This window comes from Propionispira raffinosivorans DSM 20765, from assembly GCF_000381065.1.
Taxonomy (GTDB): Bacteria; Bacillota; Negativicutes; order Selenomonadales; family Selenomonadaceae; genus Propionispira; species Propionispira raffinosivorans.
Genome location: NZ_KB905859.1, coordinates 59,968 through 80,521, shown reverse-complemented (window position 1 = coordinate 80,521; position 20,554 = coordinate 59,968). Strand labels below are relative to the sequence as shown.

Here is a 20,554-nt window from a genome sequence, read left to right as displayed (position 1 = left end):
AGCGCTTGATTGTGAAAATCATTATATCAGGTGGAGGGACGGGTGGACATATTTACCCGGCTATTACATTGATCAGGACCATCCAAAACCAAGTGGAAAATCTAGAAATTCTTTATGTTGGTACAAAAATTGGTTTGGAAGCAGATATTATTCCAAAAGAAGGATTACCATTTCAAACGGTTGATATCCGCGGGTTGGAACGGAAGCTATCGCTTAAAATGACGAAAACAGTTGGTAAAGCGATTCGTGGTGTTTGGCAGGCTAGACGGATTGTAAAACAATTTAAACCAGATGTTGTAATCGGCACTGGCGGTTTCGTCTGCGGACCTATTTTACTGGCGGCAAGTTTAATGGGGATTCCTACTTTAATTCAAGAACAAAATGTAATTCCGGGGATCACGAATAAGCTTCTGGCAAGATTTGTTACGAAAATTGCCGTGGGCTATCAGGACGCGGTGAAGTATTTCCCAAAAGAAAAAGTTGTGTTTACTGGTAATCCAATTCGAGCAGAAGTTTTATCAATGAATCGTCAGGCTGGTTTAGCAGAGTTTGGTTTTGATACGAATAAAAAGACAATATTAATTTCGGGTGGCAGTCGTGGGGCACGCAGTATGAACCGAGCCATGATTGATGTGCATAAACATTTTGCCGGTAGTCAAAACATACAATTATTGCATGTTACGGGGAAAAATGAGTATAATGATATAGTTGCCAGCGTGCAGGAACAGGGTCTTGATTTACAACAAAGCAGGAATATCCTGATTAAGCCATATTTATATGATATGCCCAAGGCACTGGCACTTGCTGATTTAGCAATATTTCGAGCTGGTGCAACAGGTATTGCTGAATTAACGGCGAAAGGTATACCATCTATTTTGATTCCATATCCATATGCAGCGGAAAATCATCAAGAATTTAATGCTTTAGCATTGGTAAAACGCGGTGCGGCAGTTATGATTCGCGATAAAGATCTTACATCGGCCGGATTGATTGAAGCGATAGAATCAATCATAAGTGAGCCGGTTAAACTTTTAAAAATGGCAACAGCGAGTCGGGAAATGGGTCGACCAGAAGCAGCCGAAGAAATTGCGAAAATCGTAATTTTGCTGGCTGATCAGGGACTAAAAAAATTATGCAATGATGACATATAAATAAAGGGGGAGAGTATCGTTGCTAAAACATATGAATAAAATTCACTTTGTTGGCATTGGCGGTGCCGGGATGAGTGCAATAGCAAAAATTTTAGTGGAAAAAGGTTATAGTGTTTCTGGGTCCGATTTACATGGATCAGAATTGGTTGAAAAATTAAAAGCGCAAGGGGCAAAAATAGTTCAAGGCCATAATAAAGAGAATGTTATTGGTGTTGATGCGATCGTTGTTTCAACGGCTATTGCCAATGATAATCCAGAAGTTATGGCAGCAAGAGAAAATAATATTACGATATTTCATCGTTCTGATATTGTGGCAATGCTGATGAATCAGGAAAAAGGGATTGCTGTAGCAGGTGCTCACGGGAAAACAACGACAACATCTATGCTGGGTGTGACTCTTGATCATGCAGGGATTCAGCCGACAATCATAATTGGCGGTGAAGTTGATTATTTAGGCAGTAATGCTAAGCTCGGCAATGGTGCGTATCTAGTGGCTGAAGCGGATGAAAGTGATGGTTCTTTCTTGAAACTCTTACCACATATTGCTGTAGTTACCAATATTGAAGATGATCATATGGATTATTATGGTTCAATGGAAAATATATTAAAGACGTTTAAACAATTTATTCGTAATTTGTCCCAAAAAGATGGCTTGGCAGTGCTGTGCTTTGAAAATGAGAATATAAGAAATATAGCTCCAACGCTTGATCGCCATTATTTGTCGTATGCTATTGATTATAAAGCCGATTATCAGGCGGCAAATATTCATATTGATGGTGCGGGAACGTCCTTTGATGTTATGCACAATGGTGTGAATTTAGGCAGGATTGCTTTACGTGTACCGGGGCGGCATAATGTACTTAATGCACTCGCGGCAACGGTTGTAGGTATTCAGCTTGGTTTGAGCGTTGAACAAATGGCAGCTGGATTTGTCCATTTTAATGGGGCGAAACGTCGTTTTCAAACCAAAGGACGTATCAATGGTATCTGGATTGTCGATGATTATGCACATCACCCTACAGAAATTCGTACGACACTTATTGCAGCGAAACAGACAAAACCAAATCGTGTGATCTGTGCATTTCAGCCGCATCGTTACACCAGAACAAAGCTTTTACTCAATGATTATGGCTCTTGCTTTAAGGAAGCCGATATTTTGGTTTTAACGGATATTTATTCTGCGGGCGAAGCACCGATTGCTGGTATTAATGGAGAAACGATAAAAAACGAAGTAGAAAAGCAAACTGGTAAAGAAGTAATTTACATTCCTAAGCGTAGCGATATAGCTTTTTATCTGCGAAGCATTGCCAAATCTGGCGACCTTATACTTAGTATGGGCGCTGGCGATATTTACCGTACGGGCGAAGAATTAGTAGACCTTTTAAACGGAAAATAATTGTGATATATATGGCATTAAAAATTTTACATGGTAATCGTCAGGAATGGGGTATAGGGCTCCGTGGCGTTACGTAGGAAGCAAGCGATGCCCTATCATTCCTGGCAGACTGATAGACTGGATGTAATTTATTTAGTGCGTCTATATAGATCGTAAATAGGAGGATTTTTAACGTGAAGGATAAGAAGATTATTGTCTTGATGGGCGGACCTTCAGCCGAAGCAGAAGTTTCATTAAATACAGGCAAGGCAATTTTAGCAGCACTCAAAGAAAAAGGGTATAATGCTGAGGGGTTGGAACTTGACCCGCATCATCTGGTTGAACAATTGCGGGAACGTCATTGTGATATTGTATTTAATGCGGTGCATGGTAAATTTGGTGAAGATGGTGTGCTCCAGGGTGTACTGGACATGATCGGGATACCCTATACGGGGTCGGGTGTTTTAGCCTCTGCGGTAACGATGGATAAAGTTGTTTCAAAAAATATTTTTATGGCACGGGGTATCTCAACACCTCGTTCAAAGTCATATCTCAAAGAAGACCAGCAGCGTGACCTGGTTAAGGAAATCATGCAAGAGTTTTCGCTGCCGGTTGTTGTGAAATCAGCGGCTCAAGGGTCCAGTATTGGCGTTAGCATTGTTGAAAAACAAGCAAGCTTGCAACAAGCGCTCGTTACAGCTTTTGAATACAGTAATGACGTTTTAGTTGAAGAATTTATTAAAGGGCGTGAACTGACGGTGGCTGTCTGGGGAAACTCTGCCGATAAAACAGCCTTGCCGATCATTGAAATCGTACCACATTCGGGTACCTATGATTATCAGTCAAAATACACGAAAGGTGCAACCGAATATATAGTGCCAGCAAACCTTGATGCAACGGTTACAAAATCCGTTCAGGAGCTGGCTGTCCGCACATTTACGGCGGCAGGGTGCTCAGGTATCGCTCGCGTTGATTTGATGCTTGATAAAGACAACATACCCTATGTACTGGAGGTAAACTCAGTTCCAGGAATGACTGCTACTTCTTTGGTGCCTAAAGCCGCGCAAGCTTTGGGAATTGAATTTCCAGATTTGTGTGAAAAACTCCTTGCTATGGTAAACTTGGATTAGATAAAAACTTAAAAATCAGGCGGTAAGTGTACTGCCTGGTTTTTATTTTTAATATACGGGACAAAAGTCGCTTTCTTATTGGTATTCATATGATATATAATAAATCTATTCACTTTAATATATCATGTGGGAGTGTTGTCGTTAAAATGAGGTGGAATTAAATGGATGAGATGGATCATGAAGCGAGAAAAAAAACAATTTCAAAACAATTCTTCCTGCTCGTATTCATTTTACTTATTTTTTTTATTGGCATGATCAGTTTGCTTTGTTCACCAGTTTTTAGTGTTAATCGTGTACAAGTAAGTGGAAACACGTATATGTCACAAGATGAAGTGATACGGATTGCTGGGCTGCCGGATCGAGTTAATATTTTTCGTCTGACAACCAGGGAAATTCAAACGAAACTCTGCAAGGACTTGCGTATTGAACAAGCGGTTGTTCAAAGAAGTTTTCCTAGTACAATTAAAATTCAAATTATAGAGCGCAAACCAATTGCATCTGTGGCCTGTGAGTATGGGTTTCTTGAAATTGATAAAAAGGGTATGGTCTTGGCTGTTCATAAAACCATAACAGATATGCAGGTTCCGATTATAACAGGCGTTGTGCTGCACAATTTATATATTGGTGACAGTGTACTGGATGCGACGTGTCTGAAAGTACTCGAGTATTTAGCGCAGCTTGATGAAACTTCAGTAAATCAAATATCAGAAGTTCATATAGCAGCACCAGACCAGATTGTGGCCTATACAAGAAATTCAGTCCAAATTCGTCTGGGTAGTACAGATCGATTATCGGAAAAGGCAAAAGCAACGCAGGATTTTATTCAAAACATGCAAACCATGAAACAGTCTATTGAATATATTGATTTTAATTTTACAGCACCTTTTATTAAATTTAAAAATAGATAGGAAGAGGGTCTACGAATGTTATCAATCAGACAAGGCCAAGTGTCCATTGCACTTGTCTGCATGGTATTGGGGTTTATGCTGGCGGTACAGTTTCGCACAACACAAGACAGCAAATCTTCGGTTTCTTATCAACGTGTTGAGGAATTGTCGCAGCGCCTGCTGCAGACTGAAAAAGAAAGAGATGGTCTGCTGGATGAGGTGAATCGTTTAAAAACGACTTCAGGTCAGGAGGCCCAATCGCAAGAACTTGCTGATTTAAAAATGGGAGCCGGTGTGGTTCCGGTAGAAGGACAGGGTATTACTATTACAATTGATGATAGTAAAACAAAGTCCAAAGCAGGTGAAAATCCAAATTTATATTTGATTCATGATGATGATTTATTAAAGGTTATCAATGAACTCAAGGCCGCGGGTGCGGAAGCAATTTCGATTAATGAACAGCGTCTTATCGCGACATCTGAAATTCGTTGTGCTGGTCCGACGCTTTCCGTGAATAATATACGGTCTGCTCCACCTTATGAAATTAAAGCCATTGGCGATGCAAAAAATTTGGAAAATGCATTAAAAATGCGAGGTGGTGTAGTGGAAACACTACAAGTTTGGGGTATACAGATTAATGTAAAACCAGATGCAAATGTTCATGTACCAGCCTATAAAAGTACCTTTCATTTTCAGTTTATGAAAGCGGCTGCAGAGGATGGTGAAAAACAATGATTTTACCTATAGCAGCGCTTATCGTTGGAATATTGATCGGTACATTTTCTCCAATTAGTATTCCCCAAGAGTATGCGAAATTATTTTCTGTGGCATTACTCGCATCCCTTGATTCTGTCTTTGGCGGGCTTAGGGCAGCAGCGGAAGAAAAATTTGATAATACAGTTTTTATTTCCGGATTTTTTACGAATGCACTCTTAGCAGCAGTTTTGGTTTACATTGGTGATCGATTGGGTATTGATTTATACTATGTCGCATTATTAGCATTTGGTCTTAGGATCTTTCAGAATCTTGCGATCATCAGACGATATTTTTTGACGAAATAATCCTTAATTTCATACTGTTTGCTAAATATAGCTGATATCTATAAAAATATTTCAGAAAAAAATGTACAGCAGTGGTTTTGATATGATATTATAAATGGTAGATTATTTTAACTGTGAAAAAAATATGTGTGAAACCAATAAAAGGATTTTTGGGGGAAAATTAAAATATTGAATTTAGAATGAAGAATGTCATGGAGGTTGCGTATAGTGCTTGAATTAGATATGGATCTTGATCAGTTTGCGAAAATAAAAGTTATTGGTGTTGGCGGCGGAGGCAACAACGCGGTTAATCGAATGATTTCATCTGGCCTGCAAGGCGTGGAATTTATTTCGGTTAATACAGATGCCCAAGCCTTGATTCATGCAATGGCGCCGAAACGAATCCAAATCGGAGAAAAATTAACGCGAGGGTTAGGCGCAGGTGCTAAACCAGAAATTGGTGAACAGGCAGCACAGGAAAGTCGTGAAGAAATTTTGGAAGCATTAAAAGGTGCTGATATGATTTTTGTCACGGCAGGAATGGGCGGCGGCACGGGAACTGGCGCGGCTCCAGTTGTTGCTGAATGTGCACGGGAAATTGGTGCACTTACAGTGGGGGTTGTAACGAAACCATTTACATTTGAAGGAAAAAAACGCCTAAAGCAAGCCGAATTGGGTATTGCTAAATTGAAAGAAAAAGTTGATACGCTTATAACGATACCAAATGATCGTTTACTGCAAGTCGTTGACAAAAAAACTTCAGTAATGGACGCGTTTCGCATCGCGGATGATGTGCTTCGCCAAGGGGTACAGGGAATTTCAGATTTAATTGCTGTTCCGGGGCTTATTAATTTGGATTTTGCGGATGTTAAATCAATTATGAGCGATACCGGTTCTGCTCTTATGGGAATTGGTATTGGTACTGGTGATAATGCAGCGGTAACGGCAGCTCAGGCTGCGATTAATAGCCCACTTCTAGAAACTTCGATTCAAGGAGCACGTGGTGTTTTACTTAACATTACGGGTGGTGCAAACCTCAGCTTATTTGAAGTCAATGAAGCTTCAGAGATTATTTCTGCAGCTGCTGATGAAGATGCGAATATAATTTTTGGATCCGTTATTGATGAAACGTTGCAGGATGAAGTACGTGTTACGGTTATTGCAACTGGTTTTGATGATCATACTGTAACAGTTGATGTTGCGGGTAAAAAGGTAGACGTAAATACAGATACGCATAAAATTGATGTCTTTAAAGTAAATAATATAGATATTCCAACATGGATGAGAAAAAGCAATAATTAAGTGTAATAGAGAAGTACAGTACAGGTGACCGTTTATTCTTTAAACGGTTATCTGTACTTTTTTTGAATAAAGGTTGTTAAAAAGGCAAATAATGATTATAATAATAATATGTGGCGAATTAAACAAAAAGAAAATAGAATGACTTTTTGGTTTTTTTATTTTTATGTGGAGGTTTGCAATGCAGCGGTATACGCCTTTGTTTTTAATAGCATTTGTATTTTCACTTGTGTTGCTGGCTGGCAATACGTATTTGACCGGATATGCTGACCAGACAGGAGCTAAGACAAATAAGAGCATCACAGTTTATACAACTTTACCAGTCGAACATGTAGCAATTTTGGCAGAAGCCTATGAAAAATCCCATCATGTCAAAGTGAATTTTGTTCCACTAACGAAAGAAGATTTATTGTCGCGTATAAAAACGGAATCAACTGTTCCAACTGGTAAGACAGATTTGGTTTTGGCAGATAAAGAAACTTTACTGCAAAGTGCAGCAACTCATGTATTTAGTCCATATGAATCAGAGCAGACCGATATTATTTCTGATAAATTTAAAGATCAAAATGGAGATTGGGTTGGAGTTTGGTATGATCCAATCATTTTTTGTGCGAATAAAGATTATTTGCTGACATTACCAGTTATACCGAATACCTGGGATGCTTTAGTAGCTTTGCCGAATGTTCGTATTGGTATTACCGATTTTTTTGCCGCAGATGCATCAGCTAATTTATTGTTTACGTTAATTGCGGAATATGATGAAAATAAAGTATTTACATTTTTAAATAAACTGCATCCGAAAGTTGTACAGTATTCAAAATATCTATCGACACCAGTTCGTATGGCTGGCATGGGCGAGGTAGATATATCGATTGCAGTACAGAGTGAAACGATTCGTTATATGAACGAAGGTTTTCCTCTTACTATTATTTACCCAACGGATGGAACGGCTTATAAGCTTACGGGCGTAGGTATCTTGAAAAATGCACCACAAAAGGCAGCAGCTGAGCAATTTATGAAGTGGCTCACCGAAGATGATGTACAATTTGTTTTGCAACAAAATAAATTCTTTTTTGTACCAACGAATCAGTCGACGGTCGCTTATAAATTATTTAACGGTAAAAATTTGACTTTATTTAATAATTATTCAGATCTGACCCTGCAGCAAAAACAAGCTGTAATGGACCGCTGGGTAAAAAATATACGCTTAAAGTAAACAGCAAATGTAGTTCAGATAAGATGATTTCTATCTGAACGTGATTGTTTATATTTGGAGGAATTAAATGTTAAAAGCAGGGTTTATTAGTTTGGGTTGTGCCAAAAATTTAGTAGATACAGAAGTTATGCTGGGGATTTTAGCAGAAAATGCCATAGAATTGACTACAGATCCCAGTACAGCGGACATTTTGATTGTCAATACCTGTAGCTTTATTAAATCGGCCAAAGAAGAATCTATTACGACAATTTTAAATATGGCTGAATATAAGACTGCAGGACAATGTAAGACACTTATTATTGCCGGATGTCTTGGTCAGCGTTATAAGCAAGAACTTTTAGATGAAATGCCAGAAGCTGATGCGATTATTGGTACAGGGGCATGGCATCGGATTATGGAAGCGGTGAATGAAACGCTGAAAGGCAATCGTGTCGTAATTGCTGGAAAAGCGGATACCATTTATGATGATAAAATGCCACGAATTCGGACAACTCCCGATTATAGTGCTTATATCAAGATAGCTGAAGGGTGCGATAATCGTTGTACGTATTGCGTGATTCCTATGGTCCGGGGCAATTACCGCAGCCGGACGATTGAAGATATTACAGCAGAAGTGAAGCGCTTGGCGGCACGAGGTGTCAAAGAAGTAAATCTTATTGCGCAGGATACAACAAACTATGGTCACGATATTTATGGAAAATCAAGACTTACTGATCTTTTACGAGAATTGGTTAAAATTGAGGAATTGAAATGGGTTCGTATTTTATATTGTTATCCCAAATACTTTACCGATGAACTTATTGAACTTATGGCTAATGAGCCTAAAATCTGTAAGTATGTAGACTTGCCGCTCCAACATGCGGATAATGAAGTTTTACGACGCATGAACCGTCGTGACACAAAAGAAAGTGTTGAGGAACTTTTACAAAAAATCCATGCACGCATTCCAAATGTTACCGTACGGTCTTCTTTTATCGTTGGGTTCCCGGGAGAAACGCAAGAACAGTATCAGAATTTGCGTGATTTTGTTGAAGCGCAGCGCTTTGATAAAGTCGGGGTATTTACGTATTCAAGAGAAGAAGATACGCCGGCCTTTGCTATGGAAAATCAAGTTACCGAAGAAGTTATGCAGGAACGCTATCACGATTTAATGAGTTTGCAATGTAAAATTTCCGAAGAAGTCAATTTACAATTGGAAGGCGCTACTTTTGAAGTTTTGATTGAAGGCCGTGATTTAGAGCAAAAGTCTGTTTCATATGGACGGTCTTATCGTGAAGCTCCAGAAGTTGATGGACAGATTTATGTTGAAAATGATCTGGATAGTCAGCCGGGAGATTTTATTAAAGTTAAAATTGTTCAGGGGTTTACGTATGATGTATTAGGTGAAAAAATACCGGAATAAGCGTGTTTTATAAAAAGCCATTCACAGACGGTTTCTTGGGTAAATCTGGTCGTGAAGTTAAGGTTTAAGCAAAGGGGTCACGGGAGTATGATTGTTGAAATTGTAACAACAGGAACTGAACTTTTATTAGGGCAAATTATCAATACGAATTCAGCTTATATGGCTGAGGGTTTAAATAATATTGGTTTTGATGTTTTATACCAGTCGACGGTTGGGGATAACCGTGTGCGAATGGAAAATGTATTGGCACACGCACTTACACGTGCTGATATTGTCATTACGTCAGGTGGCTTGGGACCGACACAGGGAGATATTACCAAAGAGGTTACGGCAAAACTTTTTAACCGCGAGTTGAAACTGCATGAAGAGAGTCTTGATCGGATTAAATCTCATTTTAAAAAGATTGATCGGACAATGACGGATAATAATATTCGTCAGGCAATGATTCCCGTTGGTGCGGAGGCTATTACAAATTATGCGGGAACTGCACCAGGGGTCATGCTTGAAAATGAAGGTAAAATAATCATTAATTTGCCAGGGCCGCCATCGGAAATGAAAGACATGTTTGATCGTAGTATTAAACCATTTTTGAAAGAAAAATATGGTTATAAATCCGTTATTATTTCACGCGTATTGAATACATTTGGAATTGGTGAATCCTCCTTGGAAGAACAGATTAAGGATTTGATTTTAGCTCAGACAAACCCTACACTGGCACTGCTTGTTAGACCAAGTGGTGTGATTATCCGCATCACGGCTAAAGCTGAGAAGGCCGAAAGCGCACGCAATTTGATTGCTGGAATGGAAACGGAAATTCGTCGTAGGATTGGTCAATATATTTATGCGGTTGACGATGAAAATATGGAAGATACCGTTGGAGCAATTTTAAAACAAAAACAGCTTACGATTGGTTGTGCTGAATCTTGCACAGGCGGTTTGCTTACGAGCCGTCTGACGGATGTAGCGGGTAGCTCTGCTTATGTAAAAGGATCTATTATATCATATACAAACGAAGTTAAAAGCGATGAACTTGGCGTGCTGAGGGAGCTTTTGCAGACGAAAGGTGCCGTATGTGAAGATGTGGCGAAAGCCATGGCAGAAGGTATAGCACTAAAAATGCACACAGACATCGGTGTCGGTATTACCGGCATCGCGGGCCCTGATGGCGGTACAGATGAAAAACCGGTGGGACTTGTTTATATAGCTGTTGCCGGTAAAAATGGCACAACAATAGCAAAGAACGTGTTTAGCGGAAAACGTAAAGCCATCAAATATCGAACGACACAAACTGCGCTCGATATGGTAAGACATTATATAGAAGAAATGTAACAAAAATCAGGAGGAAATATAATTTGAAAAAAGAAATGACATCATTCGGGGACATCCAATTAAGTAAAAAACTGCTTTTAGCAGTTAGTGATATGGGGTTTGAAGAACCATCACCAATCCAAAGCCAGACGATACCTTTAGTACTCGAAGGTAAAGATGTAATTGGCCAGGCACAGACAGGTACAGGGAAAACAGCCGCATTTGGTATTCCAACGATTGAAAAAATAATTGATGGTAGCCGTCATATACAAGCGCTTGTACTTACACCAACTCGTGAACTTGCAATTCAGATTGCAGAAGAATTCAACAAAATTGGTAAATACAAACGCGTAAAAACTTTGCCAATTTATGGTGGACAGTCGATTGACCGCCAGATTCGTGCTCTTCATGCTGGTGTACAGATTGTTGTTGGAACACCAGGTCGCTTGCTTGATCATCTTCGCCGCAATACGATGAAATTAAGTGAAGTAAGAATTCTTATTCTTGATGAAGCAGATGAAATGCTTGATATGGGCTTTGTTGAAGATATTGAAACAATTATGAAAAATATTACCCATGAAGATCGTCAAACATTACTGTTTTCAGCAACGATGCCAGCACCTATTGCTAAGCTTGCTGGTAAATACATGCGTGATCCACAGAAAATCTCAATTAGCCGTGAAAATCTGACCGTACCATTAATTGATCAGGTCTATTATGAAACAAGAGAAAAATTTGAAGGTTTATGTCGTGTTCTCGATATTGAAGAAACAGGTAAGCTGATTATTTTCTGTCGTACTAAAAAAGGCGTGGATGATCTTGTTGCATCCATGCAGGCTCGTGCTTACATGGCAGGTGGACTGCATGGTGACTTAAGTCAGGCACAGCGTGATCGTGTTATGAAGAAGTTTAAAGATGGTAAGTTAGAAATCCTTGTAGCGACGGATGTTGCTGCGCGTGGGATTGATATTGATGATATTACACATGTAGTCAATTATGATATTCCGCAGGATCATGAATCCTACGTACATCGTATTGGTCGTACTGGCCGTGCTGGTAAAAAAGGTGTAGCCGTTACATTTATTGAACCACGTGAATATCGCCAACTTAAATTAATTGAACGTTTGGCAAAAACTAAAATTGTTCGCAGAGATTTGCCATCTTCAGCGGATATTTTGGAACGTCAACGTGAAATCATTAAAGAACGTTTGATTAAGACCTTGTCAAATAATAAATTTGCTGATTACCATACGATTGTTTCGGATGTAGCAGCAGATGGCAGCTATGATATTGTTGATGTGGCAGCCGCCGCACTCAAATTGTCGGTTGAAGGTTTTAAGGAAAAAGAAGAAGTCGAAAATATCTCAAATACAAATAGCAGCAATAATGTTTCTTCGGCAGCTCGACTTGAAAATACGGGCGGCTCAGCTGGCATGGTTCGTTTGTTTATCAACATTGGACGCAGTCAGAAAATTCGTCCGGAAGATATTGTTCGTGCTTTCGCAACCGAAGCGGATATCCCGGGTAATGTCATCGGTGTTATTAATATTTATGATCGTTTTACCTTTGTTGAAGTACCGGAAGATGTAGCAGAACGCGTACTTGCGGTAATGCATAAAAATACGGTAAAAGGCTATAAAATCAACGTGGAACCAGCTAAAAAAGGTCGTTAAGATCAATAATTTACTATAAGCTGAAACTTAGAGACTGTGTCAAGATGAACAGTCTCTTTTTGCGATAAAAAATTAGAATTCCTGACGATTGCCATATAAAATATTTAATGCAACTTATATATAATATTTTTTGGGTATTGACTTTTCGAACAAATGTTTTATATAATTTAGTTAGATATAGAAGGGAGCGGGAACGCACATATGGATAAAAAACAGGCTCTGGAAAATGCATTAAAGCAGATTGAAAAAGATTTCGGTAAAGGTTCAATTATGAAACTAGGTGAAGCATCAGCTCATATGAATATAGACGTCATTCCAACGGGGAATTTGCCGTTGGATATTGCTTTGGGAGTTGGTGGTATGCCCAGGGGGCGTATCGTTGAAATATATGGACCGGAATCTTCAGGGAAAACGACCATTGCTCTGCATGTTATTGCCGAAGCACAAAAACTTGGCGGGATTGCAGCTTTTATAGATGCGGAACACGCTTTAGATCCGGTTTATGCAAAAAAACTGGGTGTTGATATTGACAATTTACTCATTTCGCAGCCAGATAATGGTGAACAGGCACTTGATATTGCCGATGCACTCGTTCGTAGTAATGCGATTGACATTGTGGTTGTCGACTCTGTGGCGGCACTTGTACCAAAAGCAGAAATCGAAGGCGAAATGGGTGATTCCCACGTTGGCTTGCAAGCTCGTCTGATGTCACAGGCAATGCGTAAGCTCACCGGTGTTATCAGCAAGTCCCATACGACGGCTATTTTTATCAATCAGATTCGTGAAAAAATTGGGGTTATGTTTGGTAGTCCGGAAACGACAACTGGAGGCAGAGCCTTGAAGTTTTATTCTACGGTTCGTCTGGATGTGCGTAAAATCGACACACTCAAACAGGGAAATGAAATTGTCGGGAATCGTACACGCATTAAAGTGGTAAAAAATAAAATTGCACCACCGTTTAAACAAGCTGAATTTGATATTATGTATGGGGAAGGCGTTTCTAAAGAAGGATGTATTGTTGATATTGGAACAGATCTTGAAATTATTGAAAAAAGTGGAGCTTGGTATTCTTATGCTGGGACAAGACTTGGACAGGGCCGAGAAAATGTAAAAGATTTTTTAAAACAGAATATATCGTTGCGTGATGAAATTGAAGTAAAAATCCGCGAAAAACTAATATTAAAGGCAGCGCCGGAAGAAGTCGAAAATGCAGATGAACCAGACATTAAATCAGAAAAAAAGTAAAAAAACAGCTTTAGTACAAGCAGTGGATTTACTTTCAAAACGGGCGCATAGTAAAAAAAATCTGGAAGATAAACTTAAACTGCGTGGCTACGAAGAAACAGAAATTGCGCTGGCGATTGCTCGGCTTACGGAATTAGGGTATTTAAATGATGAAGAACTTTGCCAAAGGCAGTTTCAGCGTTATTTAAACGAAAGTAAATATAGTGCGAAATATATTTGTTGTAAGCTATTGCAAAAAGGATTTTCGAATTCACTTGTGAATTCTTGCAAATCTTTTTCTTCCGACGAGCGCGAGGCAGCAGCTGCACTCAAGAATCTCGAACTCAAGTTTAAGAAAACAGTGATGCCGGAGCCGTTCAAATTTATGAAGTACTTATATACAAAAGGCTTTGAAGAAAAAGCGATTCAGCACGCTGTAACCGCGTTTCAAATGATTTGTAAAGAAGATGATGTTGAATAAAAAGGAAGATCCAGCGGGTAATGGCATCAAAAATAGATTTGTGACTTATGTTTATAATAAGTCACATTTTTTTTTCTGCGTTAAAGGGTTTTTGCTTTTTATGTCGGTGAAGTACAATTGCCGAAGGTCTAGGATTTTCTTAGCTTGACACCACTTTCAAAAACCTTTAAAATAAAAAATATACAGTTATACCACAATTTTATTATTGTAATTAAACGCTTAAACAGCACATGAGATATTTGTTAAAGGGAGCAATATCTCGAGATGATTCAAGTTATGGGGTTCGCACCCTATTTTGTTGGTACTAACTTAATACAAAAGGGGGTGAAGATTATCGTTGAGATATTATTAGCAGTGATACTTGCGGTAATAATTGGGGCCGGTAGTGGTTATTGGATGCGAAAGAGAACGGCAGAAGCTCAGATCGGATCAGCGGAAGAACAAGCAAAAAAAATCCTGATTGATGCGGAAGAAAAAGGCGAGACCAAAAAGAAAGAAGCTTTAATCGAAGCCAAAGAAGACATCCATAGATTACGACAGGAACTAGATAGAGATACAAAAGAACGACGCAATGAATTACAGCGTCAAGAACGAAGACTCGTACAAAAGGAAGAAAATCTAGACCGTAAGACGGATTCCCTTGAAAAGAAAGAAGAAGTTTTAGGGCAAAAAGAAGAAAAACTTGATGCGAGTCAGGTAGAAATTGCTGAACTTCATGAAAAACAGTTGTCTGAACTTGAACGAATTTCTAGTTTAACTTCAGAAGATGCTCGTACGATGTTACTCGCAAATGCGAAGGAAGAAATTAAGCATGAAACGGCAATTATGATCAAAGATTGTGAACAACAGGCAAAAGAAGAGGCGGATAAGAGAGCTCGTAATATTATTTCTCTGGCCATTCAGCGTTGCGCGGCGGATCATGTTGCGGAAACAACAGTATCCGTAGTTGCTTTGCCAAATGACGAAATGAAGGGCAGAATTATTGGTCGTGAAGGCCGTAATATTCGAACGTTAGAAACACTTACTGGTATTGATTTGATTATTGATGATACACCAGAAGCTGTAATCTTATCTGGGTTTGATCCAGTACGCCGTGAAGTGGCAAGAATTGCTTTAGAAAAACTGATTACTGATGGACGCATTCATCCGGCACGTATTGAAGAAATGGTAGAAAAAGCAAAACGTGAAGTCGAACAACGGATTAAAGAAGCTGGTGAACAGGCTTCTTTTGATACAGGAGTTCATGGATTGCATCCAGAAATTATTAAACTATTGGGTCGTCTTAAATATAGAACCAGCTATGGTCAAAATGTACTCAAGCATTCCATTGAAGTTTGTCATTTAGCTGGTGTCATGGCTGCTGAACTTGGCGTTGATGTCATGCTGGCTAAACGTGGGGGATTACTCCATGATATTGGTAAGGCTGTTGACCATGAAGTAGAGGGTCCTCATGTAACGATTGGTGCCGATTTGGCAAGAAAATACCATGAGTCACCAGAAGTTATCAATGCAATCGCTGCTCATCATGGTGATGAAGAAGCGACGACAGTACAATCCGTACTGGTTGCAGCAGCAGATGCTGTATCAGCGGCGCGTCCTGGTGCTCGTCGTGAAAGTCTGGAATCTTATTTGAAACGTTTGACTCGTTTAGAAGAAATAGCAGAATCATTTGAAGGTGTAGATCGTTCCTTTGCTATTCAAGCTGGTCGTGAAATTCGTATTATGGTAAAACCAGATAAAATCGATGATATTACTTCGGTAGGATTAGTACATGATATTGTGAAGAGAATCGAAAGTGAATTGGAATATCCTGGACAGATTAAAGTAACAGTAATTCGTGAAACACGTGCTGTTGACTATGCAAAATAATTGAATATAAACGACCTTGTATATACAAGGTCGTTTTTTGATAATTAGAAGTAAACGCTAGAGGAGAATCATTTTCTTTTAGCGAATAGAATCAATAGGGAAAGAAATAAGAAATCAAAATTGATTTCTTTGGTATTGGATGGTGAAGTTTTATGGTAAAGAAATTTGAGCAAGAAAAAAAACCTAATATGGATGGCGTAAATTTGCTCGTATCAATTCTTGTTTGTTATCCGGAAATTGGGACAATAAGTATTGAACCGAAAGATGATTCATTAAAGATGACATTTGTACTTGGTAAGGTTCCTGAAACAGGTGAGTTTGAGGCAACTAAAGAGTTTATTTTAAATAGTATTTTAACCTATCACACATTAGAAGGCTTTGAAAATGCAGAAATTCAGATTTCACTGAATCAACAAGATAGTGTAGCATTTATTAACATTCTTCGAGACATGAATACTATATCAAAAGGTGAAATTGCTCTTATCAGTACACTTATGAAAGAGCATTTTGGCACAATTTTGGTAAGTGATGCCAGTGAGGAAGATGCCGAGGAGGCAGATATGATTCAAGATGAATTTATTGATCATATGATAGGCAGCATGAAGATAAACCACGCCAGTGAAAAGTTGGTTGGTATTCGTGAAGATGGCAGAGTGATGGTATTTAATAAATAGTAATTTTTTTGGGGGCTTAGAATTGAATATTTTAATCGTTGGTGATGTTTGTGGTAATCCAGGAAGAAAAGCTGCAAAAAAATATATTCCACAAATGAAAAAAAAATATGCGGTTGATCTAACCATTGTCAATGGTGAAAATTCCGCCGGAGGTAATGGGATTACACAAAATTCACTCGATGAGCTTTACCAAGCCGGTGCTGATGTTATTACGTCTGGTAATCATATTTGGGATAAAAAAGATGTATTACAGTTTATCGACCATGAACCTTTTTTAATTCGTCCAGCAAACTATCCCGAAGGTGCACCTGGGAAAGGGTATTGTATCTATCCGCTTAAAGCGAAAAATATTGGTGTAATTAATTTATCGGGTCGTGCTTTTATGCCGCCACTTGATTGTCCTTTTCAAAAAATTGATGAGATTCTCAGAGAACTTAAAGGTAAATGTGATACCATTATTTTGGATATGCATGCAGAAACAACATCGGAAAAAATGGCAATGGGTTGGTATTTAGATGGTAAGGTTACCTGTGTAGTGGGTACGCATACCCATATTCAAACGGCAGATGAGCGCATTCTGCCACAAGGAACAGCCTATATTACGGATTTGGGGATGGTTGGACCTTGGAATTCCGTGCTTGGGGTAGAGGCAGAACGTATTTTGTATAAATTTCAAACGGGAATGCCCGTGCGTTTTGAATTAGCAGATGGACCCAATGTTTTTTCTGCAGTACTGCTTACTGTATCGGATGAAAACGGCAATGCGGAAAAGATTGAGCGAATCATGATTCAGGAAAGTGAAACTTTATAATATAGTAAAAATATGCGAGATTGCAGAGATCGAGCAGGATTTTATTTGTTTGACCAGAATACCATTACAATAAGATGATAAGCTTTTTTCGCTTCGTTAAAAGTTGGTCTTTTTCAATTATTGAAGGAGGGTGCTAATTAATCATGGGTGTTTTAAAAGTATCAGCAAAGTCAAATCCAAATTCAGTGGCAGGAGCTTTGGCGGGGGTGCTGCGTGAGGCAGGTACTGCGGAACTACAGGCTGTTGGCGCAGGTGCACTAAACCAAGCTGTGAAGGCTGTAGCGATAGCAAGAGGCTTTGTCGCACCACATGGTATTGACTTGATATGCATTCCAGCTTTTACCGACATTTTAATTGAAGGAGAAGAGCGAACTGCGATTAAACTTATTGTAGAACCGAGATAAAGTAGACTTTGAAGTAAACAATAAACCCTGTTCATTTTGAGCAGGGTTTATTGTTTGGGCAGCGAATATCATTTTCTGTTTGTGGAAATGTATGATATTATAGAACTATATAAGTTGCATTAAATATTCTATATGGCAATCGATGACCTATATCTCATTCCTGACAGACTAATAGGTTATGTAATTTCTTTAATGCATTGTATATGTACGCTTTGAGGTGAAGCTATATGAAATTGACTTTAGTATCTGGTTTAGTAGATAGTGTGATAGCCGATATACTTTTTATTACCATTTTTGAGGGTTCTTTATCAATAAAAGAAAATAAGGCAATTTTGTGTTTAAACCCATTAATACAGCAGCAAATTTTAAATTTTAGGCAAGTGTATCCTCAGTGCGTAAATTATGGTGAATATAATTTGATTCACCTGTTTGGGGAATTTAATGTAAAGGCAGTCTTCTTGATTGGGGCTGGTAAATCCGCAGATTGTACACGTGATAGGTTAGGGTCTTTATTTGGCAGTGCTGTAAGGGCTGTGCATAAGTTTATGGTTAAAACAATTTTACTATATGCAAATTTATCGTATACTTTTAATGAAATAGCAGCAGTGCAGACTATTGTAGAAGGCATGGTGCTGGGCAGTTATAAGTTTGATATCTATAAAAGTAAAAAAAATGGAAAAATATATCAGATTTTTTTGGCGGGAGTCAAAGCAGAATCCATTGAGACGATGGAAACCGCCTTGCATCAGACGCAAATCTTAACAGATAGTGTAAATTTGTGCCGCGATTTAATCAATCATCCGGCTTGTTATATAACGCCTGCTTTTATGGCAGAACGAGCACAGAATTTTCGGAAATACAAAAAGTTTGCTGTGGATATTTTTGAAGAAACAGCAATTCAGGAATTTGGGATGAATGCGTTTTTGGCAGTTGCAAAAGGTAGTGATCAATCGCCGCGATTGATTACGATTCATTATCAGGGTAACCCTGATAGTAAAGACCTGTTAGCCTATGTTGGTAAAGGGATTACGTTTGATAGTGGCGGTATCTCTTTAAAGTCAAGTATTAATATGAGCGATATGAAAACGGACATGGCTGGTGCTGCTGCTGTTTTGTATGCGATGCGGGCTATTGGTAAATTGCAGCCGAAAATCAATATCATTGCTGTACTACCATGTTGTGAAAATATGCCATCAGGACATGCAGTGAGACCCAGTGACGTTGTTAAAAGTCTGGATGGTACAACGATTGAAATTGATAATACGGATGCTGAAGGCAGACTCGTTTTAGCGGATGCCATAAGTTATGCAATTCAATTCGGTGCAACTAAAATTATTGATATTGCAACGCTTACTGGTGCCTGTGTCATTGCCTTAGGAAATACGGCAGCTGGTATAGTTAGTAATAATGATATACTTTGCCAACAAGTCTTATCTGCGGCTAGCGAAACGGGTGAAAAAATGTGGCGAATGCCTATATATGAAGAATATAAAGAGAGTCTGCACAGTGATATTGCCGATATAAAAAATACCGGAGGCCGAGCGGCCGGAATGATGAAAGCAGGGAGTTTTATTCAGCATTTTGTGAAAGAGCTGCCTTGGGTTCATTTAGATATTGCTGGCGTAGCCTATCTTAAGCAAATACGTGGGATCAACCCGAAAGGTGCCACTGGGTTTGGTGTTAAAACACTCGTCCAGCTGGCAATGGTAGAACAAATATGAGTAGTGATTTACATATGCATACAACCTTTTCCGATGGTGGATTAACGCCAGAAAAGCTTGTTTTGGCAGCAAAACAAGCAGGGCTTCATTATATGGCGATTACAGATCATGATACGGTTAGTGGTATTCGCAATTTGTATGAAAATGGTTTGTATCCTGCTAAAGGAATTGAACTTATACCTGGTATCGAGTTTAGTGTACAGGACCCGGAACATGAAGTGCATATTTTAGGCTATAATATAGATATCTTTAACTTGCAGTTACAAGAAAAATTAGATGAAGTGGTTGAACACCGTTGGATCCGATTCTCGCAAATTATTGAAAAACTACAAGATTTGGGATATCCGATTTCTGAAACAGATGTACTGACTATTGCTGGTGCAACAAAATCAATTGGGCGAGCCCATATTGCACGTGCTCTGGTAAAAAAAGGCTGCTTTAAAACGATGGGGGATGCTTTTGAAAAAGTCTTATATAAAAATGGACCGGTACATGTACCTCATTATAGATTGTCCTCAATTGATGTAATTCAGTTAATCCATGATGCCGGTGGTCTGGTTGTTTTAGCACACCCGAAGCTTATTCACGATGATGCCGTGATTGAACGGCTTATTAAAGAAGGTATAGATGGTCTTGAAGTATTTTATCCACAGCATAATGCCATTGAAACGCAGCTGTATAAAAATTTAGCGGAAAAATATCATTTATTTATGACTGGCGGGTCGGATTTTCATGCAATTGAAACTAGATATCCCCAAAAAATAGGTCAGTTTACAATAGAAGATTCCTATGCAGAAGAATTGTATGCAAGAAAAAAAGAAGAGGTTTTATGATAAAAGAATGACCCTGGAAAAGCGATTTACAAACAGCAGTTTCGTCAATCGAAAGA

Annotated in this window: 19 protein-coding genes; all 19 read left to right on the top strand. The window is 38.8% G+C overall.

Going from position 1 to position 20,554, the window contains the following annotated elements; genetic code table 11:
• Positions 1 to 11: 11 nt before the first annotated feature.
• Positions 12 to 1,151, top strand: coding sequence for an undecaprenyldiphospho-muramoylpentapeptide beta-N-acetylglucosaminyltransferase (gene murG, locus F606_RS0115130; RefSeq protein WP_019554732.1), 1,140 nt, complete (start codon positions 12 to 14; stop codon positions 1,149 to 1,151).
• 19 nt (positions 1,152 to 1,170) lie between these two features.
• A complete protein-coding gene (murC, locus tag F606_RS0115125) occupies positions 1,171 to 2,547 on the top strand; it encodes a UDP-N-acetylmuramate--L-alanine ligase (protein WP_019554731.1) in 1,377 nt (458 codons plus the stop codon).
• A gap of 173 nt (positions 2,548 to 2,720) precedes the next feature.
• Positions 2,721 to 3,656 (top strand): D-alanine--D-alanine ligase family protein, encoded by a 936-nt coding sequence (locus tag F606_RS0115120; protein ID WP_019554730.1) that lies wholly within the window; start codon positions 2,721 to 2,723, stop codon positions 3,654 to 3,656.
• Between the two features lie 161 nt (positions 3,657 to 3,817).
• A complete protein-coding gene (locus F606_RS0115115) occupies positions 3,818 to 4,564 on the top strand; it encodes a cell division protein FtsQ/DivIB (protein WP_019554729.1) in 747 nt (248 codons plus the stop codon).
• Between the two features lie 15 nt (positions 4,565 to 4,579).
• Complete coding sequence (locus tag F606_RS0115110) at positions 4,580 to 5,278, top strand: DUF881 domain-containing protein (protein ID WP_019554728.1); 699 nt, start codon at positions 4,580 to 4,582, stop codon at positions 5,276 to 5,278.
• Positions 5,275 to 5,604 carry a small basic family protein gene (locus tag F606_RS0115105; RefSeq protein WP_019554727.1) on the top strand — a complete coding sequence of 110 codons (330 nt, stop codon included), beginning with the start codon at positions 5,275 to 5,277 and terminating at the stop codon, positions 5,602 to 5,604. Before F606_RS0115110 ends, F606_RS0115105 begins: the two co-directional genes overlap by 4 nt.
• Positions 5,605 to 5,811: 207 nt before the next feature.
• On the top strand, positions 5,812 to 6,885 hold the full coding sequence (gene ftsZ, locus F606_RS0115100) for a cell division protein FtsZ (protein ID WP_019554726.1): 1,074 nt from the start codon (positions 5,812 to 5,814) through the stop codon (positions 6,883 to 6,885).
• Between the two features lie 178 nt (positions 6,886 to 7,063).
• A complete protein-coding gene (locus tag F606_RS0115095) occupies positions 7,064 to 8,098 on the top strand; it encodes an extracellular solute-binding protein (protein WP_019554725.1) in 1,035 nt (344 codons plus the stop codon).
• A gap of 67 nt (positions 8,099 to 8,165) precedes the next feature.
• A complete protein-coding gene (gene rimO / locus F606_RS0115090) occupies positions 8,166 to 9,500 on the top strand; it encodes a 30S ribosomal protein S12 methylthiotransferase RimO (RefSeq protein WP_019554724.1) in 1,335 nt (444 codons plus the stop codon).
• 87 nt (positions 9,501 to 9,587) lie between these two features.
• Positions 9,588 to 10,829, top strand: a complete 1,242-nt coding sequence (locus F606_RS0115085) for a competence/damage-inducible protein A (protein ID WP_019554723.1) — start codon at positions 9,588 to 9,590, stop codon at positions 10,827 to 10,829.
• 35 nt (positions 10,830 to 10,864) lie between these two features.
• Positions 10,865 to 12,481, top strand: coding sequence for a DEAD/DEAH box helicase (locus F606_RS0115080; protein WP_033368485.1), 1,617 nt, complete (start codon positions 10,865 to 10,867; stop codon positions 12,479 to 12,481).
• A 201-nt stretch (positions 12,482 to 12,682) separates the two neighbouring features.
• Positions 12,683 to 13,726, top strand: a complete 1,044-nt coding sequence (recA, locus tag F606_RS0115075; RefSeq protein ID WP_019554721.1) for a recombinase RecA — start codon at positions 12,683 to 12,685, stop codon at positions 13,724 to 13,726.
• Positions 13,695 to 14,186 (top strand): regulatory protein RecX, encoded by a 492-nt coding sequence (locus tag F606_RS21285; protein ID WP_071595060.1) that lies wholly within the window; start codon positions 13,695 to 13,697, stop codon positions 14,184 to 14,186. The genes recA and F606_RS21285 overlap by 32 nt, the downstream gene beginning before the upstream one ends.
• Before the next feature lie 276 nt (positions 14,187 to 14,462).
• A complete protein-coding gene (gene rny / locus F606_RS0115065; RefSeq protein ID WP_083924061.1) occupies positions 14,463 to 16,055 on the top strand; it encodes a ribonuclease Y in 1,593 nt (530 codons plus the stop codon).
• A gap of 152 nt (positions 16,056 to 16,207) precedes the next feature.
• Positions 16,208 to 16,729 (top strand): hypothetical protein, encoded by a 522-nt coding sequence (locus tag F606_RS0115060; protein ID WP_019554718.1) that lies wholly within the window; start codon positions 16,208 to 16,210, stop codon positions 16,727 to 16,729.
• 22 nt (positions 16,730 to 16,751) lie between these two features.
• On the top strand, positions 16,752 to 17,540 hold the full coding sequence (locus F606_RS0115055) for a TIGR00282 family metallophosphoesterase (protein WP_019554717.1): 789 nt from the start codon (positions 16,752 to 16,754) through the stop codon (positions 17,538 to 17,540).
• Positions 17,541 to 17,683: 143 nt separating this feature from the next.
• Positions 17,684 to 17,944: a stage V sporulation protein S gene (locus tag F606_RS0115050; RefSeq protein WP_019554716.1), complete on the top strand. Its 261-nt coding sequence runs from the start codon at positions 17,684 to 17,686 to the stop codon at positions 17,942 to 17,944.
• A gap of 227 nt (positions 17,945 to 18,171) precedes the next feature.
• A complete protein-coding gene (locus F606_RS0115045) occupies positions 18,172 to 19,665 on the top strand; it encodes a leucyl aminopeptidase (protein ID WP_019554715.1) in 1,494 nt (497 codons plus the stop codon).
• Positions 19,662 to 20,498 carry a PHP domain-containing protein gene (locus F606_RS0115040; RefSeq protein WP_019554714.1) on the top strand — a complete coding sequence of 279 codons (837 nt, stop codon included), beginning with the start codon at positions 19,662 to 19,664 and terminating at the stop codon, positions 20,496 to 20,498. Before F606_RS0115045 ends, F606_RS0115040 begins: the two co-directional genes overlap by 4 nt.
• Positions 20,499 to 20,554: the final 56 nt, after the last annotated feature.